The organism is Aeromonas sp. ASNIH2 (genome assembly GCF_002934795.1).
GTDB lineage: Bacteria > Pseudomonadota > Gammaproteobacteria > Enterobacterales > Aeromonadaceae > Aeromonas > Aeromonas caviae.
This window is the reverse complement of record NZ_CP026406.1, coordinates 384718-408458: the sequence shown is the minus strand read 5'-3', so window position 1 is coordinate 408458 and position 23741 is coordinate 384718. Positions and strand designations below refer to the sequence as shown.

Sequence of the window (23741 nt, the reverse complement as noted above, 5' to 3'; positions counted from 1 at the left end):
TATGACGCTCTACAGACAACTATTGGCAACCATGCTGCTGCTGTTCGGATTGCTGTTTGCCGCCACCTATTGGGTGCAATTCAATTCGACCCGCAACTACCTGGCGCAGCAGCAGGAGACCACCGTCATCAATACGTCCACCGCACTGGGTCTGGCGCTGACCCCCTATCTGGAGAACGGCGACAAGGTCAGTGCCGAATCCGTGATCAAGGCGGTGTTCGACGGGGGTTACTACAAGCTGGTCCGTCTCGATCTGCTGGCCTCCAAGGATGTCATCGAGCTGGAGAACAGCAGCCATATCGAAGGGGTCCCACAGTGGTTCATTGGGCTGGAGCTGTTCCCTGAAGTGGCCAATGAATCGATTTTGACGTCGGGTTGGCTGCAACTGGGCAAGCTGAAGGTCGTCGGCCACCCTGGACAAGCCTACTACGAGCTTTGGAAAGGAATGAGCGAACTGGCCACCTGGTTCCTGGTCGGCTTTCTCGTCACCACTCTCTTGCTGATGCGGGCGCTCAATTATCTGCTCAAACCGCTCAAGCTGATTTGCGATCAGGCGGTTGAAATCGAGCTGCACCATTTCGGCCACGCCATTCCCGAGCCCAAGACCCGCGAGCTGCGGCAAGTGGTACAGGCCATCAATACCCTTTCCAGCAAGCTTGCCGTGCAGTTCAAAGAGCAGGCCGACGAGGCCGAGAATCTGCGAGCCCGCGTCTATGTGGATGCCGTCTCCGGGCTTGGCAACCGCTCTTACTTCGTCGGGCAGGTCAATGCCTGGATTGCGGAAGCCGGGCAGGGCGGGGTCATGCTGGTGGCCGTCGACATGCTGGACGATCTCTATCGGGAAGAGGGCTTTGCTGCAAGGGACAACATGGTCAAATCCATTGCACAGGTGCTCAGGGAATTGCTGGATGGCTGGGATGGCGCGGCGCTGGCCCGGATCTCGGCGACGGAGTATGCCTTGCTCTGCCCCACCGATGATCTGTCTCAGCTCAAGGAGCTGGCGGAGCTCATCAACAGCCGTATCGCCGATCTGGTTGTCAATCCCATGGGAGAAAGCGGTGCGCTGTCCGTCGTCGGCATCGCTGGCCGTGATGGCAATGACGATCTCTCGGCCCTGCTGACGAAGGCGGATAACGCCCTTGGCAAAGCGCGCAATGAGCGGCGCGGTGCCGTCGTGATGGAAGGCGGCAATGAGCAGGGACTGATGGGACGCCTTGCCTGGCGAGACCTGGTGCAGGATGCCATTGCCAGACATCTCTGGCGCTTCAAGGCACAGCCTGCATGCCGCTTCGATGATGGTACCCGCCTGCATGCCGAGTTGTTCGCGGCCATCTCGCGAGATGGAACGGATTACTTCGCAGGGCAGTTCTTGCCTGCGATCGAGCAGTTCAAGATGGGGGCCGAGTTTGACAAGGCGGTGCTGGAAGCCTGCGTCCCCTTGTTCAAGCAGCAACCGGAATTGGTGTTGGCAGTCAATATCACGGCGGGTTCTCTCTGTTCGGATGAGTTCCTGACATGGCTCAGAGGCTATCTGTCGCTGAACGTGGAGCTGAAGGAGCGACTGCTGTTCGAGATCCCGGAAGCGGCCATCATGAAACACAAAGAGTATGTGACTCATCTGGTTGAGCTGTTGCGAGAGCACGGCTTCTTGTGGGGGGTCGATCACTATGGCCGGCACTTCCAGTCCCTCGGCTATCTGGAAGAGCTGACCCCCGCTTATGTCAAGGTGGACCACGGGTATACCAGCCAGGTCATGGAACCAGGCGCCGATACCTCCTTCCTGGCGGCTGTCTGTCGGGCTGCCCACAACGCGGGTGTCACGACCATCGCCACCCGTGTGGAAGATAAACGGCAGGTTGAATTGTTGTCCAGTTTGCATATCGATGGTTATCAGGGGTTCGTTCACCCTGCATTTCCACTGGCATAAGCGGTACAACTCGATAGAAAGGGGCCCATTAAGGGCCCTTTTTTATATCTGTTTAGAATATGTACATCATTTTTACGCGACATATAGGTAATATCACTAAAACTCGCGCTGTTACCTATTTGATTTTTATATGTAAAAAATATTCGTTCGATTCGCTGCATCGGATGAAGTCAAAGAGACTCAACCCTGTACATTTTTGCAACGGAAGCAGGACGGGGGCGTATCTAGAGTGTAGGCATCAAGATCTGTCACCCTGGAGCAATGGATATGCGCACCCAAATCATCGACAAAACCGTGGTCGTCTCTTCCGTAGAAGGCAACGTTCAGATCCTGCTTGCCGATGGCAGCAGTCGCCCTCTCCAGCCTGGCGAGATACTGCAGCCTGGCGCCAGACTCAATATCGCTGATGATGCCAAATTGATGCTGGCGCCCTACGATGACAAACCTGCAGAGGGCAATGGTGTCCCGGCAGGGACAGAGATGCCTCCAGAGGGGCAATCTTCCTCATCGGTTGCCAATCATCAGCAAGGCTCGCCTGAAGTGTCGCCAGAAATTGCGGCGTTGCAACAATCCATCCTGCAAGGGGTTGACCCGACCAAGAACTTCGAAGCCTCTGCTGCTGGTGGGGCACCTGCCGCCGGTGGTGGTGGCGGTATCGGCGGGGTCGCTGGGGCCAGTGGCAATGGTGGTTTTGTTGTCATAGACCGCATCGGAGATGCGACCATAGCCGAGGCCGGATTCGATACCGGCTATGACACGTTGATCGATCAGAATGTGCTGCAGGAAGACGATCTTCTGCCCGAGAATCAGCTCGATGATCAGGATGAGTCTGTTGTCACCCAGGAAGATCAGGCCATCAGTGGCAATGTGCTCGACAACAGCAACAATCCGGATGGTCCCCTTGATTCGTCTGTCATTTCCTATAGCTGGGGCAGCAATCAGGGAATTGCTGCTGGCGTTGAGAGCACGCTGGATGGGATTGGTACGCTGATCATCAATGCGGACGGCTCCTATACCTTTACCCCCGCGCTGAACTACACAGGCCCCGTACCTGCGGTCAATTACACCGTAACGGATGGGGATGATACCAACGACTCCACTCTGACCATCACCATCACCCCTGTAGATGAGCCTGTCTCGCTGAATGGATTGCAGGTCGAGGGTGGTGAGCTTGTCCTTGATGAAGCCGCATTGCCGGATGGCTCAGCCCCCGATGGCGCTGCCTTGACCAAGAGCAGTACCTTTACATTCAATGCGGCAGATGGAGTACAAAGCCTGACGCTGGGAGGTGTGACGCTGATCAGCAATGGCCAGGTCTTGACCACCTTCCCCCAGGGGATCCCCAGTCCTTTGGGAAATCAACTGCTGGTGACCGGCGTCAGCTACAACCCGGTGACAGGGGTTGGCAGCGTGACCTACAGCTACACCCTGAACGATAACGAAACACATAACAAATCTGCAAATGATGGGGCTCTGACGGAGAGCTTCAACGTCGTGTTGACGGACCTCGATGGCGATACGACCAGTGCAGGGCTGGATGTTGTGGTGCTGGACGACGTGCCGACGGCGGTGAGCGACGTCAACCTGACGGTGGCGAGCGAGAACAACCTGGTCCTCAATGGCAACGTCATCACCAACGACGTGCAGGGGGCGGATGGCGCGGCGGTGACCGCGGGCACCCTGAGCGGGACCTACGGCAGCCTGGTGCTCAATGCCAACGGCACCTACACCTACACCCCCAACCCGAGCGACGGTGACTTCAAGGCGCTGACCGGGGGCGGGGTGGGCAGCGAAGTGTTCACCTACACCCTGACGGATGCGGACGGAGACGTGAGCACGGCGACCCTGACCCTGACCATCAAGAACGACGATGACGGGGTGACCATCACCAACCTGACGCCCAAGGGCGAGGGCGGGGATGCGAAGGTGTACGAAGACGACCTGCTGGCGACCCGCGGCGCGAATGAGTCGGCGGGGTCGGACAGCAGCAAGGAGTCGACCACGGTGACGGGGGACTTCACCATCAGCGCGCCGGACGGGGTGAAGACCCTGAGCGTGGGTGGCATCAACATCGTGGTGAACGGGGTGGTGGCGGGCTTCCCGCTGAGCGGGGTGACCACGCCGCTGGGCAACACCCTGACCATCACCGGGTACAACCCGGCGACGGGGCTGGTGAGCTACAGCTACACCCTGAACGACAACGAGGCGCACCCGACGGCGAACGGCAACAACAGCCTGTTCGAAGACTTCGCGGTGAGCCTGGTGGACAGCGACGGGGACTCGGCCTCGAACACCCTGAGCGTGCAGATCGTGGACGACGTGCCGACGGCGGTGAGCGACGTCAACCTGACGGTGGCGAGCGAGAACAACCTGGTCCTCAATGGCAACGTCATCACCAACGACGTGCAGGGGGCGGATGGCGCGGCGGTGACCGCGGGCACCCTGAGCGGGACCTACGGCAGCCTGGTGCTCAATGCCAACGGCACCTACATCTACACCCTCAACCCGAACGACGGTGACTTCAAGGCGCTGACCGGGGGCGGGGTGGGCAGCGAAGTGTTCACCTACACCCTGACGGATGCGGACGGAGACGTGAGCACGGCGACCCTGACCCTGACCATCAAGAACGACGATGACGGGGTGACCATCACCAACCTGACGCCCAAGGGCGAGGGCGGGGATGCGAAGGTGTACGAAGACGACCTGCTGGCGACCCGCGGCGCGAATGAGTCGGCGGGGTCGGACAGCAGCAAGGAGTCGACCACGGTGACGGGGGACTTCACCATCAGCGCGCCGGACGGGGTGAAGACCCTGAGCGTGGGTGGTATCAACATCGTGGTGAACGGGGTGGTGGCGGGCTTCCCGCTGAGCGGGGTGACCACGCCGCTGGGCAACACCCTGACCATCACCGGGTACAACCCGGCGACGGGGCTGGTGAGCTACAGCTACACCCTGAACGACAACGAGGCGCACCCGACGGCGAACGGCAACAACAGCCTGTTCGAAGACTTCGCGGTGAGCCTGGTGGACAGCGACGGGGACTCGGCCTCGAACACCCTGAGCGTGCAGATCGTGGATGACGTGCCGACGGCGGTGAGTGACGTCAACCTGACGGTGGCGAGCGAGAACAACCTGGTCCTCAATGGCAACGTCATCACCAACGACGTGCAGGGGGCGGATGGCGCGGCGGTGACCGCGGGCACCCTGAGCGGGACCTACGGCAGCCTGGTGCTCAATGCCAACGGCACCTACATCTACACCCTCAACCCGAACGACGGTGACTTCAAGGCGCTGACCGGGGGCGGGGTGGGCAGCGAAGTGTTCACCTACACCCTGACGGATGCGGACGGAGACGTGAGCACGGCGACCCTGACCCTGACCATCAAGAACGACGATGACGGGGTGACCATCACCAACCTGACGCCCAAGGGCGAGGGCGGGGATGCGAAGGTGTACGAAGACGACCTGCTGGCGACCCGCGGCGCGAATGAGTCGGCGGGGTCGGACAGCAGCAAGGAGTCGACCACGGTGACGGGGGACTTCACCATCAGCGCGCCGGACGGGGTGAAGACCCTGAGCGTGGGTGGTATCAACATCGTGGTGAACGGGGTGGTGGCGGGCTTCCCGCTGAGCGGGGTGACCACGCCGCTGGGCAACACCCTGACCATCACCGGGTACAACCCGGCGACGGGGCTGGTGAGCTACAGCTACACCCTGAACGACAACGAGGCGCACCCGACGGCGAACGGCAACAACAGCCTGTTCGAAGACTTCGCGGTGAGCCTGGTGGACAGCGACGGGGACTCGGCCTCGAACACCCTGAGCGTGCAGATCGTGGATGACGTGCCGACGGCGGTGAGCGACGTCAACCTGACGGCGGCGAGCGAGAACAACCTGGTCCTCAATGGCAACGTCATCACCAACGACGTGCAGGGGGCGGATGGCGCGGCGGTGACCGCGGGCACCCTGAGCGGGACCTACGGCAGCCTGGTGCTCAATGCCAACGGCACCTACACCTACACCCTCAACCCGAGCGACGGTGACTTCAAGGCGCTGACCGGGGGCGGGGTGGGCAGTGAAGTGTTCACCTACACCCTGACGGATGCGGATGGAGACGTGAGCACGGCGACCCTGACCCTGACCATCAAGAACGACGATGACGGGGTGACCATCACCAACCTGACGCCCAAGGGCGAGGGCGGGGATGCGAAGGTGTACGAAGACGACCTGCTGGCGACCCGCGGCGCGAATGAGTCGGCGGGGTCGGACAGCAGCAAGGAGTCGACCACGGTGACGGGGGACTTCACCATCAGCGCGCCGGACGGGGTGAAGACCCTGAGCGTGGGTGGCATCAACATCGTGGTGAACGGGGTGGTGGCGGGCTTCCCGCTGAGCGGGGTGACCACGCCGCTGGGCAACACCCTGACCATCACCGGGTACAACCCGGCGACGGGGCTGGTGAGCTACAGCTACACCCTGAACGACAACGAGGCGCACCCGACGGCGAACGGCAACAACAGCCTGTTCGAAGACTTCGCGGTGAGCCTGGTGGACAGCGACGGGGACTCGGCCTCGAACACCCTGAGCGTGCAGATCGTGGACGACGTGCCGACGGCGGTGAGCGACGTCAACCTGACGGTGGCGAGCGAGAACAACCTGGCCCTCAATGGCAACGTCATCACCAACGACGTGCAGGGGGCGGATGGCGCGGCGGTGACCGCGGGCACCCTGAGCGGGACCTACGGCAGCCTGGTGCTCAATGCCAACGGCACCTACACCTACACCCTCAACCCGAGCGACGGTGACTTCAAGGCGCTGACCGGGGGCGGGGTGGGCAGCGAAGTGTTCACCTACACCCTGACGGATGCGGACGGAGACGTGAGCACGGCGACCCTGACCCTGACCATCAAGAACGACGATGACGGGGTGACCATCACCAACCTGACGCCCAAGGGCGAGGGCGGGGATGCGAAGGTGTACGAAGACGACCTGCTGGCGACCCGCGGCGCGAATGAGTCGGCGGGGTCGGACAGCAGCAAGGAGTCGACCACGGTGACGGGGGACTTCACCATCAGCGCGCCGGACGGGGTGAAGACCCTGAGCGTGGGTGGCATCAACATCGTGGTGAACGGGGTGGTGGCGGGCTTCCCGCTGAGCGGGGTGACCACGCCGCTGGGCAACACCCTGACCATCACCGGGTACAACCCGGCGACGGGGCTGGTGAGCTACAGCTACACCCTGAACGACAACGAGGCGCACCCGACGGCGAACGGCAACAACAGCCTGTTCGAAGACTTCGCGGTGAGCCTGGTGGACAGCGACGGGGACTCGGCCTCGAACACCCTGAGCGTGCAGATCGTGGACGACGTGCCGACGGCGGTGAGCGACGTCAACCTGACGGTGGCGAGCGAGAACAACCTGGTCCTCAATGGCAACGTCATCACCAACGACGTGCAGGGGGCGGATGGCGCGGCGGTGACCGCGGGCACCCTGAGCGGGACCTACGGCAGCCTGGTGCTCAATGCCAACGGCACCTACATCTACACCCTCAACCCGAACGACGGTGACTTCAAGGCGCTGACCGGGGGCGGGGTGGGCAGCGAAGTGTTCACCTACACCCTGACGGATGCGGACGGAGACGTGAGCACGGCGACCCTGACCCTGACCATCAAGAACGACGATGACGGGGTGACCATCACCAACCTGACGCCCAAGGGCGAGGGCGGGGATGCGAAGGTGTACGAAGACGACCTGCTGGCGACCCGCGGCGCGAATGAGTCGGCGGGGTCGGACAGCAGCAAGGAGTCGACCACGGTGACGGGGGACTTCACCATCAGCGCGCCGGACGGGGTGAAGACCCTGAGCGTGGGTGGTATCAACATCGTGGTGAACGGGGTGGTGGCGGGCTTCCCGCTGAGCGGGGTGACCACGCCGCTGGGCAACACCCTGACCATCACCGGGTACAACCCGGCGACGGGGCTGGTGAGCTACAGCTACACCCTGAACGACAACGAGGCGCACCCGACGGCGAACGGCAACAACAGCCTGTTCGAAGACTTCGCGGTGAGCCTGGTGGACAGCGACGGGGACTCGGCCTCGAACACCCTGAGCGTGCAGATCGTGGATGACGTGCCGACGGCGGTGAGCGACGTCAACCTGACGGTGGCGAGCGAGAACAACCTGGTCCTCAATGGCAACGTCATCACCAACGACGTGCAGGGGGCGGATGGCGCGGCGGTGACCGCGGGCACCCTGAGCGGGACCTACGGCAGCCTGGTGCTCAATGCCAACGGCACCTACATCTACACCCTCAACCCGAGCGACGGTGACTTCAAGGCGCTGACCGGGGGCGGGGTGGGCAGCGAAGTGTTCACCTACACCCTGACGGATGCGGACGGAGACGTGAGCACGGCGACCCTGACCCTGACCATCAAGAACGACGATGACGGGGTGACCATCACCAACCTGACGCCCAAGGGCGAGGGCGGGGATGCGAAGGTGTACGAAGACGACCTGCTGGCGACCCGCGGCGCGAATGAGTCGGCGGGGTCGGACAGCAGCAAGGAGTCGACCACGGTGACGGGGGACTTCACCATCAGCGCGCCGGACGGGGTGAAGACCCTGAGCGTGGGTGGCATCAACATCGTGGTGAACGGGGTGGTGGCGGGCTTCCCGCTGAGCGGGGTGACCACGCCGCTGGGCAACACCCTGACCATCACCGGGTACAACCCGGCGACGGGGCTGGTGAGCTACAGCTACACCCTGAACGACAACGAGGCGCACCCGACGGCGAACGGCAACAACAGCCTGTTCGAAGACTTCGCGGTGAGCCTGGTGGACAGCGACGGGGACTCGGCCTCGAACACCCTGAGCGTGCAGATCGTGGACGACGTGCCGACGGCGGTGAGCGACGTCAACCTGACGGTGGCGAGCGAGAACAACCTGGTCCTCAATGGCAACGTCATCACCAACGACGTGCAGGGGGCGGATGGCGCGGCGGTGACCGCGGGCACCCTGAGCGGGACCTACGGCAGCCTGGTGCTCAATGCCAACGGCACCTACATCTACACCCTCAACCCGAACGACGATGACTTCAAGGCGCTGACCGGGGGCGGGGTGGGCAGCGAAGTGTTCACCTACACCCTGACGGATGCGGACGGAGACGTGAGCACGGCGACCCTGACCCTGACCATCAAGAACGACGATGACGGGGTGACCATCACCAACCTGACGCCCAAGGGCGAGGGCGGGGATGCGAAGGTGTACGAAGACGACCTGCTGGCGACCCGCGGCGCGAATGAGTCGGCGGGGTCGGACAGCAGCAAGGAGTCGACCACGGTGACGGGGGACTTCACCATCAGCGCGCCGGACGGGGTGAAGACCCTGAGCGTGGGTGGTATCAACATCGTGGTGAACGGGGTGGTGGCGGGCTTCCCGCTGAGCGGGGTGACCACGCCGCTGGGCAACACCCTGACCATCACCGGGTACAACCCGGCGACGGGGCTGGTGAGCTACAGCTACACCCTGAACGACAACGAGGCGCACCCGACGGCGAACGGCAACAACAGCCTGTTCGAAGACTTCGCGGTGAGCCTGGTGGACAGCGACGGGGACTCGGCCTCGAACACCCTGAGCGTGCAGATCGTGGACGACGTGCCGACGGCGGTGAGCGACGTCAACCTGACGGTGGCGAGCGAGAACAACCTGGTCCTCAATGGCAACGTCATCACCAACGACGTGCAGGGGGCGGATGGCGCGGCGGTGACCGCGGGCACCCTGAGCGGGACCTACGGCAGCCTGGTGCTCAATGCCAACGGCACCTACATCTACACCCTCAACCCGAGCGACGGTGACTTCAAGGCGCTGACCGGGGGCGGGGTGGGCAGCGAAGTGTTCACCTACACCCTGACGGATGCGGACGGAGACGTGAGCACGGCGACCCTGACCCTGACCATCAAGAACGACGATGACGGGGTGACCATCACCAACCTGACGCCCAAGGGCGAGGGCGGGGATGCGAAGGTGTACGAAGACGACCTGCTGGCGACCCGCGGCGCGAATGAGTCGGCGGGGTCGGACAGCAGCAAGGAGTCGACCACGGTGACGGGGGACTTCACCATCAGCGCGCCGGACGGGGTGAAGACCCTGAGCGTGGGTGGCATCAACATCGTGGTGAACGGGGTGGTGGCGGGCTTCCCGCTGAGCGGGGTGACCACGCCGCTGGGCAACACCCTGACCATCACCGGGTACAACCCGGCGACGGGGCTGGTGAGCTACAGCTACACCCTGAACGACAACGAGGCGCACCCGACGGCGAACGGCAACAACAGCCTGTTCGAAGACTTCGCGGTGAGCCTGGTGGACAGCGACGGGGACTCGGCCTCGAACACCCTGAGCGTGCAGATCGTGGACGACGTGCCGACGGCGGTGAGCGACGTCAACCTGACGGTGGCGAGCGAGAACAACCTGGTCCTCAATGGCAACGTCATCACCAACGACGTGCAGGGGGCGGATGGCGCGGCGGTGACCGCGGGCACCCTGAGCGGGACCTACGGCAGCCTGGTGCTCAATGCCAACGGCACCTACATCTACACCCTCAACCCGAACGACGGTGACTTCAAGGCGCTGACCGGGGGCGGGGTGGGCAGCGAAGTGTTCACCTACACCCTGACGGATGCGGACGGAGACGTGAGCACGGCGACCCTGACCCTGACCATCAAGAACGACGATGACGGGGTGACCATCACCAACCTGACGCCCAAGGGCGAGGGCGGGGATGCGAAGGTGTACGAAGACGACCTGCTGGCGACCCGCGGCGCGAATGAGTCGGCGGGGTCGGACAGCAGCAAGGAGTCGACCACGGTGACGGGGGACTTCACCATCAGCGCGCCGGACGGGGTGAAGACCCTGAGCGTGGGTGGTATCAACATCGTGGTGAACGGGGTGGTGGCGGGCTTCCCGCTGAGCGGGGTGACCACGCCGCTGGGCAACACCCTGACCATCACCGGGTACAACCCGGCGACGGGGCTGGTGAGCTACAGCTACACCCTGAACGACAACGAGGCGCACCCGACGGCGAACGGCAACAACAGCCTGTTCGAAGACTTCGCGGTGAGCCTGGTGGACAGCGACGGGGACTCGGCCTCGAACACCCTGAGCGTGCAGATCGTGGACGACGTGCCGACGGCGGTGAGCGACGTCAACCTGACGGTGGCGAGCGAGAACAACCTGGTCCTCAATGGCAACGTCATCACCAACGACGTGCAGGGGGCGGATGGCGCGGCGGTGACCGCGGGCACCCTGAGCGGGACCTACGGCAGCCTGGTGCTCAATGCCAACGGCACCTACATCTACACCCTCAACCCGAGCGACGGTGACTTCAAGGCGCTGACCGGGGGCGGGGTGGGCAGCGAAGTGTTCACCTACACCCTGACGGATGCGGACGGAGACGTGAGCACGGCGACCCTGACCCTGACCATCAAGAACGACGATGACGGGGTGACCATCACCAACCTGACGCCCAAGGGCGAGGGCGGGGATGCGAAGGTGTACGAAGACGACCTGCTGGCGACCCGCGGCGCGAATGAGTCGGCGGGGTCGGACAGCAGCAAGGAGTCGACCACGGTGACGGGGGACTTCACCATCAGCGCGCCGGACGGGGTGAAGACCCTGAGCGTGGGTGGCATCAACATCGTGGTGAACGGGGTGGTGGCGGGCTTCCCGCTGAGCGGGGTGACCACGCCGCTGGGCAACACCCTGACCATCACCGGGTACAACCCGGCGACGGGGCTGGTGAGCTACAGCTACACCCTGAACGACAACGAGGCGCACCCGACGGCGAACGGCAACAACAGCCTGTTCGAAGACTTCGCGGTGAGCCTGGTGGACAGCGACGGGGACTCGGCCTCGAACACCCTGAGCGTGCAGATCGTGGATGACGTGCCGACGGCCAACGATGATGCTGACAGTGCCACTGAAGGTGTGTTCACTCCGGTGACGGGCAATGTCATTACCGGGGCGGGTACCATCGGCGGTACAGCCGGTGCCGGGGTGGACGTCATGGGGGCGGATGGTGCGGCAATCAGCCAGGTCGTGAGCTCGAACGGCAATTCAGACAGTAATCCTGCCGGTGGATTCACTGTGACCGGGCTGTATGGGACGCTGACCATGGGGCTGGATGGCGAATACAGTTATACGCTCACGGCGGCATCGGTTCCCGTGGGGGCCTCGGAGGTATTTACCTACACGCTCAAAGATGGCGATGGTGATACGGATCCGGCAACTCTGACCATCAATATTGCTCAGGATACCCGTGTCCCTGTATTGACCATCGGCAATGCGACGGTTGATGAGGAGGGACTGCCTGAGGGGACGGCCGCCAGTGGTAATTCGGAGATATTCAATGGCAGCTTCACCATCAACACCCAGGGGGAAAATCTGACTACCTTGACCATCGGTGGGCAGGCTTACAACTTGACTAGTGGCGGCAGTCAGACCTTGATCAACAATACGGAAGGAATGCTGACGGTAACCGGTGTCAGCGGACCCACGGCCGGTGTCTACACGGTGAACTATACCTACACGCTCAAAGACAATGTGCTGACTCACAACGTTCAAGGCAACAGTGATACAGCGAATGGTCCGAGTTTCGTCGTGTCGGCTACGGATGCCAGTGGCGACAGTGGCACGGGTAACCTGCAGGTTGTGATCAGCGATGATGCCCCCATTGCCAATGCTGTTACCAATGCAGGCCAGGCGACTCAGGTGCAGAACACGAATCTGATGTTGATCCTCGATATCTCCGGTAGTATGGGTGATCCATCTGGATATCAAGGCATGACTCGGATGCAGGTGATGCAGAAGTCCGCGTTGGAGCTGCTGGACAAATACAGCGCCTACGGCAGCGTCATGGTCAATATCGTGACCTTCTCCACTTCAGCCGCCAATCCGACCGGGGTGTGGGTCTCGATCGATGTAGCCAAGGCGATCATCCTTGGCCTTACCCCCACTGACTCGACCAACTACGATGATGCACTGAACGAGGCAATCAAAGCCTTTGGCGATACAGGTAAACTCGCTAATGCGCAAAATGTCTCTTACTTCATGTCGGATGGTCTGCCAAATGCCAGCTCGTTGAGCGGTACCCCCGCCACAGTTCCTGATGGCAACAACTCGCTTGGCGGTGGAAACGGGATCGATGGTGACGGCACGACACTGAGCGGTGAAACCAAGGACTGGGCCGATTTCCTGACGGCGAACAACATCAATTCGTACGCGCTCGGTATGGGCTCGGGAGCGACCCAGTCTGCACTGGATCCCATTGCCTACAACGGGGTCAGTGGTGCCAGCCCGGCAAATACCACTGCAGTGGTGGTGACTGACTTCAGCCAACTGACCGCGACCCTTTTGAGCACCGTGGTAGCCCCGCCCTTGGCAGGACAACTTATCAACGGTGTAGCGGCGAGTGCCGGGGCCGATGGTGGCTGGCTCAATGCCATTACCGTGGGGGGGGTGACTTATACCTACAACCAGAAGACGGACTCCGCCGGCGTTTCGGGAGGGACATCAGCCGGGACCTTCAATACAACGACCAACGAATGGACCATTACACTTGCTGGCGGCATCCTCAAGGTGGACATGGACAACGGCGCCTACACCTATACTCCGCCGTCATCCATTCCGGTCGGGGGGATAAACCAGGTCGTGGGTTACAGTGTGATAGACAACGATGGGGATACTGCGTCCAGCACCTTGTCCATCGTTATCAACCCGGCGGTCGGTCCTACCGTGGTTCGTGATGACTTTATCATCACTAACCAGGACCCCGCGACCATTCCGGATTGGGCCCTGCTTGCCAATGACACCGGGCCTCTGGCTGCGACCCAGATGATCACGGGCATCTCGGGAGCCGTTGGAGGGACCGTCACAGACAATGCAGGCTCGGTAACATTTGACAATACTTCCGGCAATGCGACCCCCAGCTCTTACGAGGGTTCGTTCAACTACACCAATAGCACGACCACAGATACGGCCAAGGTGTATGTGGATGTGCAGAGCGGTTCGACACTCACCGGGAGCTATCTCGACGAGATCCTGATCGGGGGGTCTGGAAACGATAGGCTCAACGGGAATGCCGGGAACGACATCCTGCTTGGGGGGCTCGGCAACGACACCTTGAATGGCGGTGAAGGCAATGATCTCCTGATCGGTGGCGCTGGCAACGATACCCTGAACGGCGGCAACGGCAATGATACGGCCAGTTACTTCGACAGCTCTGCTGGGGTCACGGTCACAGTCAATGGCGCCAATCAGAATACCGGAGGGGCAGGGACAGACAGCCTGAGCAACATGGAAAACCTGGTAGGTTCCATGTTCAACGACAGCCTGACCGGCGATGGCAATGCCAACGTCCTGAGCGGACTGGCAGGTAACGACATCTTGAGTGGTGGTGGTGGCGACGACCTGCTGATTGGGGGTACCGGCAGTGATACCCTGACTGGTGGGGCTGGCAAGGATACCTTCAAATGGATGGCTGGTGATGCAGGAGGCACGGATACCATCAAAGACTTCACCACGGGGGCCAATGGAGATGTTCTGGACCTGAGTGAACTGCTCAGTGGTGAGCATGCCGATGCGAGCACACTGGATCACTATCTTACCTTTGCTCCTGGTCCGGGCAGTGGCAAGTCGACACTGACCATTGATCTGGATGGAGCGGGAAGTGGCACCACGACTCATACCATCCTCTTTGACAACGTGGATCTGACGGCTGGCAAATCCAATCTGCAGATCATTCAGGATCTGCTGGATCAGGGCAACCTCAAGGTCGATCCGTAAGCAGGGTATGGGGGCCGGGTGTGCCCGGCCCCTGTTATTTGATGGAGTGGGCAGATAAGATAGCTGCAGTATCAGGAGAGGGTCACCATGCAGTCATTCAACTGGGTCGACATCGACGGCATTCGCTATAGCTGGAACGGGCAGGACAATATCGTCTGCACCGGCCGCTTTGGCTATCAGGCCACGATGACGGGTGACACGCTCAACGGTCTGGAGCTGGAGAGCGAAGATGGTGAGGTGGCGGGGTTGCTGAATGTGGACTTTGCCGCTTCTCGTATCAGCTTCACACCGGCAGAGGATGCGCCCCTGCCCCATATGATGGTGCTGGTCGGCCATGAGTGGGGGCAGCAGGAGTATTCGTTGCAGAGCCTGAGCGATACCTCCTTGCAGGGGCTGCTCAGCCACGGCGAGGAGCTTGACTGGGGTGCGCTGGCCGTCGTGACGACGTCCGAGCCGAATCTGCCATCACAAGGTCATGTTCTGTCGTGGGATTCGTTCCACTTTGAGGATGAATCGCTGTTTGGCAGCCAGGCGCCTGCTCCCGTGATGACAAGCCATGGCAATTCAGGAGGAGGGGAGATCAGCATCAATATCGACATGACCAATCAGGTGCTGGACCAGATCCCGCCGACACACGATATATGAATCCCAATCGACGACATGCATAATGACCTCCATCTAAATGATGGAGGTTTTTTTATGTGGCGTCCCCTTCTTACCCTGTCCGCGCTGGTTGTCAGTGCTCCGTTGCTTGCCATCGAGGTTCCTCAGGCCCCCCATCTGGTCGTCAGTGGCTATGCGGAGCAGAAGGCTGAACCAGACATGCTGACGCTCAATGTCGCCGTCACGGCACTGGAGAAGCAGGGCATCAAGGCCAAACAGCAGGTAGATACCAAGGTAGCAGCCTTCTTTGGCCAGCTGGAGAGCCTCGGCATCAAGCGCAGCGACGTGGAGGCTGGCAATCTGGTGATCTCCCCCGAGTACCAGTACCCCCAGAACAAGCAACCCAAAATGGTGGGTTACCGTGCCCAGCGTCAGCTGGCGGTCAAACTCTACCAGCTCGACAAGTTGAGCCAGCTGATGGACACCGCCCTCAAGGCGGGTCTGGAGTCCGTGACCCAGATAGAGTACGGCCTGAAGTCACCACAGGTCATCAAGGAGCAGGCCCGGCTTGGTGCTGTCGCTGATGCCACGAGCAAGGCGGAATCCCTGGCCAAGGCTTTCGGCATGAAGCTTGGCAAAGTGTATAGCGTTGAATACCGCAACAGTTCCCCCATGCCGGTCTATACCCGTGCCATGAAGGCTGCGGCAGCCCCTGCCGCCGACATGATGGAAAACAGCTATCAACAGCAGCAGATCAGCATCACTGACAATGTAGAAGCCGTCTTCCTGCTGGAATAACACAGCCCCTTTGTCCATCACTCAAACCCGAGGCAACCCCTCGGGTTTGTCATTGCAGGGGCTGGCAGGACAAGCGAGCCGCGAACTGGGTCAGGTGAAACGGGAATGGAATAAAAAAATGCCGGTCACTGACCGGCATTTTTGTTGGAGGAGGCTTGATGCCTAGCCCAGGTTGGTCGCCAGCTTGCGTTGGCTCTTCTGTTTGAGCAGATATCCGATACCGAGTACCAGGACCCAGGCCGGGATCAGCTCGACCGAGATGCGGGTGCCGTCGTTCATGTACATGATCACCAGGATGGCGGCCATGAAGGCGAGGCAGAGGTAGTTGCCAAACGGGCTCCACAGTGCCTTGAACTTGGTGGTGACGCCTTCTGCAGCCTTCACCTTGCGGAACTTGAGGTGCGCCAGGCTGATCATGGCCCAGTTGATGACCAGGGCGGAGACCACCAGAGACATCAGCAGACCAAAGGCCTTGCCCGGGATCAAATAGTTGATGAGCACGCACAGCAGGGTGGCCGCGGCCGAGATGGTGATGGCGGTCAGGGGCACGCCGCTCTTGTTAGTCTTGAGCAGGGCCTTGGGGCCGTTGCCCTGCTTGGCCAGGCCAAACAGCATGCGGCTGTTGCAGTAGACGCAGCTGTTGTACACCGACAGCGCGGCGGTCAGCACCACCAGGTTAAGTACGTTGGCTACCAGGTTGCTGTCGAGCGCATGGAAGATCATCACGAACGGGCTGCCGCCTTCCACTACCTTGCCCCAGGGATAGAGGGAGAGCAGTACGGTGAGGGCACCGATGTAGAAGATGAGGATGCGGTAGATCACCTGATTGGTGGCCTTGGGGATGCTCTTCTCGGGATTGTCCGCTTCTGCTGCCGTGATGCCGACCAGCTCCAGACCGCCGAAGGAGAACATGATGAAGGCCATTGCCATCACCAGCCCGCCGACGCCGTTGGGGAAGAAGCCACCCTGGGCCCAGAGGTTGCTGACCGTGGCCTCGGGGCCGCCGCTGCCGGAGAACAGCATCCAGCCGCCGAATCCGATCATGCCGAGAATGGCGACCACCTTGATGATGGCGAACCAGAACTCCATCTCGCCGAACGCCTTGACGTTGGAGAGGTTGATGGCGTTGATCAGCACGAAGAAGAAGGCCGCCGACATCCAGGTCGGGATCTCGGGCCACCAGTACTGGACATAGATACCGACTGCCGTCAGCTCGGCCATGCTCACCAGCACATAGAGCACCCAGTAGTTCCAGCCGGAGGCGAAGCCGGCGAAGTCACCCCAGTACTTGTAGGCAAAATGGCTGAATGAGCCGGCAACCGGCTCTTCCACCACCATCTCGCCCAGCTGGCGCATGATGAGGAAGGCGATGAAGCCGCCGATGGCATAGCCCAGCAGCACCGCAGGGCCCGCCATCTTGATGGTGTCGGCAATGCCGAGGAACAGGCCTGTACCGATGGCACCGCCCAGTGCGATAAGCTGGATATGGCGGTTTTTCAGACCGCGCTTGAGCTCGTCGCCGTGTTGTTGAAGATCCATGCATCCTTCCTTACGTCGCTGAAATCACTCGGCTCGCGTCCCGTCAGCCACAGCACGTCCTCTGCCTGGCGCGGCATCTTGTGCCGAAAACGTGACGAAATCCGTATTTATATCGTTACGGTTTGCCGCTGGCTGTTTTTTGTAGCGGCTACCAACTCGAGCAGAATAGTGATAATCGACCATTCATGCACCTGTTTTCCTCATCATTGGCTGCTATTTTGTGCGACATGCAGGTTTTTCATGACCTGGAAAGGGGGTTTGAGAGTGGTTGCTGGTTTTGTGTTCTGATGGATTTCCATCTATTGACTCAGTCCGGTTTTCATGGCCTTGTTGCCCTTTGATAAAAAGGGACTCATATGATGGAGCGTATTGTGGGTGGCCTGGTGATGGTCGTGCTCTGGCTCGGGATCTGGCTATCCCCCATGTTGCTGACGATGGCGATGAGCAGCCTTGTTGTCTGGGGCTGGTTGGGAGCGGATTACCTGGTGAACCACATCGCCATGGTGCTCATCCTTGCTGCCGGGATGGGGCTGGTGCCAGCTTGCTGGCTGAGCGAGCGAGTCCGCAAGGGCAGGGGACTCATTAATTTTCACGGCATGTTGATGAACAACAAGGAACTCAACAAGCCCTGAGCCTGCTTGCCCCGCGAGTGATGGGATGCCAGCGATGATGCTGGCATTATTTTTTCATCCTGTTCTTCTGTTTCGTTATCTTGCCACTCCTCTGTCTCATGGTGCGTTGTGCTGTCGCAGCCTTGCAGGTTAGCAGAGCTGGCGGCGAAGGCCGGTCGCTTCCAGGATCTTGGCGCTGATCTCCTCGACCGAGTGGGAGCTGGTATCGAGGAAGCGGATCGCCTCCTGGCGGAACAGCCTCTCGACGCTGGCCAGCTCCTGTTTGCATTGATCAAGCGAGGAGTAGCGGCTGTTGGCGCGGCGCTGGTTGCGGATCTCGTGCAGCCGCTGCGGCATGATGGTGAGGCCGAACAATTTGTGGCGATTGGCCTTGAGGGCGGCGGGCAGCTCCAGCGATCCCATGTCCTGCTCGATAAAGGGATAGTTGGCGGCGCGAATGCCAAATTGCAGTGCCAGATAGAGGCTGGTCGGTGTCTTGCCGCAACGGGAGACCCCGATGAGGATGATGTCTGCCTCGTCATACTCCCTGGTGGTGATGCCATCGTCGTTGGCCAGCGCAAAGTTGACCGCTTCGATGCGATCGTCGTACAGCTTGCGGTTTTCCATGCCATGGGTGCGATGCAACCTGGGTTCGGCCTTGATACCGAGCTCCTGTTCGAGAGGGCTCACGAAGGTGTTGAGAAAATCGTGGCTGCTGGCCTGGGCCTTGAGCACCTCTTCACGCACCATGGGGTCGACGATGGTGTGAAACAGGATGGGGCGCACCCCGGTCTGGCGAAACTGCTCGTCAATGCGTGCCCGTACCTGGCGCGCTTTTTCCTGGGTCTCGACAAAGGGGATGGTGACCTGTTCGAAGGCCAGGGGAAACTGGCTCAACACGGCGTGGCCGAAGACTTCGGCGGTGATGGCGGTGCCGTCGGATACATAGAATACGGTGTGCACTGCGGACTCCTGTGGTGCGCTCCAGGGGGCGGCGAGAAATAAGTATCTCTCGAAACCATATCGTTTTTGTCAACAGATCTGCCATGCCCAAGTTGTGAACTCGCTTGCAAACCTGAGTCGTTACCTTTTTGTGTCGCTATTGTAGAATGCCTGTGTCAAACGACCATCCCCAACTCTTGCTCGGGGATTTTTTTGACAATAAATAGAAAACGTTTTCATGGTCGTTGGCAACAGACACTAACAAAAACACACGACTTGGCACAGCAGGTGAATTGTCACCCTGGCCCCCCAACCTGGAGACATGCAAATGCAACAGTACGTACTCTGGTACGAACAGCTCGGTATGCAGGACGTTGAACGCGTCGGCGGCAAGAATGCATCCCTTGGCGAGATGATCAGCAACCTCTCGGGGGTCGGCGTGTCCGTGCCGGGCGGGTTTGCGACCACGGCCTTTGCGTTTAACGAGTTTCTGGAGTTAAGCGGCCTCAACGGCAAGATCCATGACCTGCTCGACAGTCTGGATGTGGATGACATCGCCGCCCTCAACCGGGCCGGTCAGCAGATCCGCGACTGGGTGGTGGAAGCACCCTTCCAGCCCGCTCTGGAGCAGGCGGTGCGGGAGGCCTATGACAAGCTGAGCGCGGGGCTCGAGGCCTCCTTTGCCGTGCGCTCCTCCGCCACTGCGGAAGACATGCCGGATGCGTCGTTTGCCGGTCAGCAGGAGACCTTCCTCAACGTGCGCGGTATCGATGCCGTCATGACTGCCATCAAGCATGTGTTTGCCTCGCTGTTCAACGATCGCGCCATCTCCTACCGGGTCCATCAGGGCTATGACCACAAGGGGGTCGCTCTCTCTGCCGGGGTGCAGCGCATGGTGCGCTCGGATCTCGCTGCCTCAGGCGTCATGTTTACCCTGGACACCGAATCCGGCTTCAACGACGTGGTCTTCATCACCGGCGCCCAGGGTTTGGGCGAGATGGTGGTGCAGGGGGCCGTCAACCCGGACGAGTTCTATGTGCACAAGCCGACCCTCAAGGCCGGGCGCCCTGCCGTGGTGCGCAAGACGCTGGGCTCCAAGCTCATCAAGATGACCTACTCCGGGGATGCCGGTCATGGCCGTCAGGTGAAGGTGGTCGACACCACCGATGCCGAGCGCAACCGCTTCTGCATCACGGACGAGGAAGTGATGGCCCTGGCAAAGCAGGCCCTCATCATCGAGCAGCACTACGGCCGCCCGATGGACATCGAGTGGGCCAAGGATGGTCAGGATGGCAAGCTCTACATCGTTCAGGCCCGTCCGGAAACCGTGCGTAGCCGCCAGGAAGCCAATACCCTCGAGCGCTTTGCCCTCAAGCAAACCGGCAAGGTGCTGATCGAGGGGCGTGCCATCGGCCACAAGATTGGCGCGGGTCCGGCCCGTGTCATCTCCTCCATCAGCCAGATGGATGAAGTGCAGCCCGGCGATGTGCTGGTCACCGACATGACCGACCCGGACTGGGAGCCCATCATGAAGCGCGCTTCCGCCATCGTCACCAACCGGGGTGGACGCACCTGTCACGCCGCCATCATCGCCCGGGAGCTTGGCATTCCGGCAGTGGTGGGTTGCGGCAACGCCACCGACCACATCCAGGATGGTCAGCTCATCACCGTCTCCTGTGCGGAAGGGGATACCGGCTTCATTTATGACGGCGAGCTCGACTTTGACGTGGCGGTGACCGAGGTGGGCAACATGCCGCGCCTGCCCATCAAGATCATGATGAACGTCGGCAATCCGGACCGCGCCTTCGATTTTGCCCAGTTGCCGAATGCCGGCGTGGGCCTGGCCCGCCTCGAGTTCATCATCAACCGCATGATCGGGGTCCACCCCAAGGCGCTGCTGGAGTTCGATCAGCAGACCCCGGAACTCCAGGCCACCATCACCAGGATGATCGCGGGCTACGAGAGCCCCAGGGAGTTCTACGTAGCCAAGCTGACGGAAGGGATCGCCACCCTGGCGGCCGCCTTCTGGCCTGAGCGGGTCATCGTGCGGATGTCGGACTTCAAGTCCAATGAGTACGCCAACCTGGTGGGGGGCCGTGGTTACGAACCCCATGAAGAGAACCCCATGATCGGTTTCCGTGGTGCGTCGCGCTACATTGCCGACAGTTTCCGCCCCTGCTTCGCCCTCGAGTGCGAGGCGATGAAACGGGTGCGGGATGTCATGGGGCTGACCAACGTCGAGGTGATGATCCCCTTCGTGCGTACCCTGGGTGAGGCGGAGCAGGTGGTGGAGATACTGGCTGAGAACGGCTTGCGCCGTGGCGAGCGCGGCCTGAAAGTCATCATGATGTGCGAGCTGCCTTCCAATGCGCTGCTGGCGGACAAATTCCTCGAGCACTTCGACGGCTTCTCCATCGGCTCCAATGACATGACCCAGTTGACCCTTGGGCTGGATCGGGACTCCGGGCTCATCGCCCACCTGTTCGACGAGCGAAACGAGGCGGTCAAGGCACTGCTGGCCATGGCCATCGCCGCCGCCCGCAAGGCGGGCAAGTACGTGGGGATCTGCGGCCAGGGGCCGTCCGATCACCCGGACTTCGCCGCCTGGCTGGTCGAGCAGGGGATCGATTCCGTGTCGCTCAACCCCGATACCGTGGTCGACACCTGGCTCTATCTGGCCGAGCAGCACAAGGCCGGCTAAACCCGTCCCCGCTTTTTGATGACACGGCGCCGCAATGGCGCCGTTTTTGTCTGCGCCCCCCTTTTTCTGTTACAAGGGGAAAGAGCAAGGTGCTCCGCACCCATCACAGGACGATCCCATGACCTCATTGCAGTGGCAATCCGCCACCCTGGCCCTGCGTGGCCACCACACCCTGGTTATTCCCGAACTCTGTCTCACCCCGCAGGCCTGCTGGACCTTCGTCGGCAGCAACGGCAGCGGCAAGACGGCGCTGGCGTTGGCCCTGTGCGGCGAGCTGGTCGTGCGTGCCGGAGCGGTATCGGGTCGAGTCCGGGCCGAGCGACTCTCGTTCGAGTCGCAGCAACAGCTGGGGGAGCTGGACTGGCAGCGGCGCAATACCGACATGCTGGGGGAAGAGGAGGAGGCGGGGTATCGGGTATCGACCCTGATGCTGGAGGCAGGGGGCGAGGAGCATGAGGCCCGCGCGCTGCTGGCCCGTTTTGGCATCGAATCCCTGTGGGAGCGCCCCTATCGCTACCTCTCGAGCGGGGAGGGGCGCAAGCTGCTGCTGGCCCGGGCCCTGCTGGGGCGACCCGAGCTGCTGGTGCTGGACGAACCCTTCGATGGCCTGGATCAGGGGGCCAGGGCTTCTTTGATGATGTTGCTGGCCGACCTGGTGTCAGAGGGGCTGCGCCTGGTGGTGATCGTCAACCGTTTTGACGAGATCCCCCCCTTTGCCACTCACCTCGGCCTGCTCGGCGAGTGTCGTCTGCTGCTGGCGGGGGAGCGCGAGGCGGTGCTCGGCAGCCAGGAGGTGGCCCAGCTGGCTCGCGCCGAAACCACGTCCCCCCATTTGCCGCCACCGCTGACGACACCCGAGCCCTTGCCTCCCGGCCCTCGGGTCGTCATGAAAGCCATGCGTATCGCTTACGGGGATCAGGTGATCATCGACGGGCTCGACTGGACCATTGACGAGGGGGAGCACTGGCAACTGGTGGGACCAAACGGCGCTGGCAAGTCGACCCTGCTCTCCCTCATCACCGGAGATCACCCGCAAGGTTACAACAATGAGCTCCATCTGTTCGGACGGCGGCGGGGCAGCGGCGAGAGCATCTGGGAGATCAAGCGCCATATCGGGCTCGTGAGCCCGGCGCTGCATCTGGACTATCGTGTCAGCTGCCCGGTGCAGACAGTGATCCTCTCCGGTTTCTACGACTCCATCGGGCTTTATACCCGGCCGGGGGATCGTCAGCTGGCGCTGGCCAACCAGTGGCTGGCCCTGCTGGGGCTGGCCGATCAGGGGGCGCAGCCTTTCCACTCTCTCTCTTTCGGTCAGCAGCGACTGGTGCTGATCGCCCGTGCCCTGGTCAAACATCCGCCGCTGCTCATCCTGGACGAACCCTTGCAGGGGCTGGATCCCCTCAACCGTCACCTGGTGCGGGAGATGGTAGCGCGCCTCGTGGGCGAGGGAACCCAGTTGTTGTTCGTTTCCCATCATGCCGATGATGCGCCCCCCGGTCTGACCCACAGGCTGAGCTTCGTGCCAAGGGAGGGGGGAGGATACGACTATCTGCAGGAGCGTCTGGGGGGCTGAGCCGTCCGGGCGGCATGGTCAGAGAGGGGCTGGTTCGGCAAGGAGCGGCGGCATCCCCAGCAGCGTCCACCACAGCCCGAAGAAGAGCATGATCCCCAGCCAGAGCCAGGCAAGATAGTGACGGGTGGCCGCCATCCCCGTCACCGTCACCATGAGTGCCGCCCCGAAGGCGATGAGGGCGAACAGAAAGGGCGCCATATTGTCCATCAT

At 61.5% G+C, this 23741-nt stretch carries 10 protein-coding genes; 7 read left to right on the top strand and 3 right to left on the bottom strand.

The genetic code is table 11. The features are described from left to right. Position 1 precedes the first annotated feature (1 nt). From C3F36_RS01880 to C3F36_RS01865, 4 genes are all read left to right on the top strand, one after another. Entirely contained in the window at positions 2-1927 is a 1926-nt protein-coding gene (locus C3F36_RS01880; protein ID WP_069652577.1) for an EAL domain-containing protein, read from the top strand. A 267-nt stretch (positions 1928-2194) separates the two neighbouring features. Beyond that, on the top strand, positions 2195-14764 hold the full coding sequence (locus C3F36_RS01875) for a retention module-containing protein (RefSeq protein ID WP_158656064.1): 12570 nt from the start codon (positions 2195-2197) through the stop codon (positions 14762-14764). Between the two features lie 87 nt (positions 14765-14851). Beyond that, complete coding sequence (locus tag C3F36_RS01870; protein ID WP_010675157.1) at positions 14852-15409, top strand: hypothetical protein; 558 nt, start codon at positions 14852-14854, stop codon at positions 15407-15409. A 54-nt stretch (positions 15410-15463) separates the two neighbouring features. Continuing rightward, the gene (locus tag C3F36_RS01865) at positions 15464-16165 is read left to right on the top strand and encodes an SIMPL domain-containing protein (RefSeq protein WP_104454346.1); all 702 of its coding nucleotides are present in this window, start codon (positions 15464-15466) and stop codon (positions 16163-16165) included. A 162-nt stretch (positions 16166-16327) separates the two neighbouring features. On the opposite strand, the gene C3F36_RS01860 is transcribed toward C3F36_RS01865, so the two are convergent. Beyond that, the gene (locus C3F36_RS01860) at positions 16328-17704 is read right to left on the bottom strand and encodes an amino acid permease (protein ID WP_104454345.1); all 1377 of its coding nucleotides are present in this window, start codon (positions 17702-17704) and stop codon (positions 16328-16330) included. Between the two features lie 356 nt (positions 17705-18060). On the opposite strand from C3F36_RS01860, the gene C3F36_RS01855 reads away from it, so the two are divergent. Continuing rightward, positions 18061-18336, top strand: coding sequence for a hypothetical protein (locus C3F36_RS01855; RefSeq protein ID WP_081000923.1), 276 nt, complete (start codon positions 18061-18063; stop codon positions 18334-18336). Between the two features lie 129 nt (positions 18337-18465). On the opposite strand, the gene ppsR is transcribed toward C3F36_RS01855, so the two are convergent. Further along, on the bottom strand, positions 18466-19278 hold the full coding sequence (ppsR, locus tag C3F36_RS01850) for a posphoenolpyruvate synthetase regulatory kinase/phosphorylase PpsR (RefSeq protein ID WP_010675153.1): 813 nt from the start codon (positions 19276-19278) through the stop codon (positions 18466-18468). Positions 19279-19585: 307 nt separating this feature from the next. On the opposite strand from ppsR, the gene ppsA reads away from it, so the two are divergent. Together ppsA and modF are read left to right on the top strand one after the other, a co-directional pair. Then, positions 19586-21958 (top strand): phosphoenolpyruvate synthase, encoded by a 2373-nt coding sequence (gene ppsA, locus C3F36_RS01845; RefSeq protein ID WP_039041363.1) that lies wholly within the window; start codon positions 19586-19588, stop codon positions 21956-21958. Positions 21959-22076: 118 nt separating this feature from the next. Continuing rightward, on the top strand, positions 22077-23531 hold the full coding sequence (modF, locus tag C3F36_RS01840) for a molybdate ABC transporter ATP-binding protein ModF (RefSeq protein ID WP_104454344.1): 1455 nt from the start codon (positions 22077-22079) through the stop codon (positions 23529-23531). A gap of 18 nt (positions 23532-23549) precedes the next feature. Here the strand turns inward: modF and C3F36_RS01835 are convergent, their stop codons facing one another. Next, positions 23550-23741, bottom strand: coding sequence for a hypothetical protein (locus C3F36_RS01835; protein WP_223915819.1), 192 nt, complete (start codon positions 23739-23741; stop codon positions 23550-23552).

Excerpts from the sequence above, each read along its gene's own strand:
- modF (WP_104454344.1), top strand. The coding sequence starts at position 22,077 with ATGACCTCATTGCAGTGGCAATCCGCCACCCTGGCCCTGCGTGGCCAC.
- C3F36_RS01835 (WP_223915819.1), bottom strand. The coding sequence starts at position 23,741 with ATGATGGACAATATGGCGCCCTTTCTGTTCGCCCTCATCGCCTTCGGG.
- ppsA (WP_039041363.1), top strand. The coding sequence starts at position 19,586 with ATGCAACAGTACGTACTCTGGTACGAACAGCTCGGTATGCAGGACGTT.
- C3F36_RS01865 (WP_104454346.1), top strand. The coding sequence starts at position 15,464 with ATGTGGCGTCCCCTTCTTACCCTGTCCGCGCTGGTTGTCAGTGCTCCG.
- C3F36_RS01855 (WP_081000923.1), top strand. The coding sequence starts at position 18,061 with ATGATGGAGCGTATTGTGGGTGGCCTGGTGATGGTCGTGCTCTGGCTC.
- C3F36_RS01875 (WP_158656064.1), top strand. The coding sequence starts at position 2,195 with ATGCGCACCCAAATCATCGACAAAACCGTGGTCGTCTCTTCCGTAGAA.
- C3F36_RS01860 (WP_104454345.1), bottom strand. The coding sequence starts at position 17,704 with ATGGATCTTCAACAACACGGCGACGAGCTCAAGCGCGGTCTGAAAAAC.
- C3F36_RS01870 (WP_010675157.1), top strand. The coding sequence starts at position 14,852 with ATGCAGTCATTCAACTGGGTCGACATCGACGGCATTCGCTATAGCTGG.
- C3F36_RS01880 (WP_069652577.1), top strand. The coding sequence starts at position 2 with ATGACGCTCTACAGACAACTATTGGCAACCATGCTGCTGCTGTTCGGA.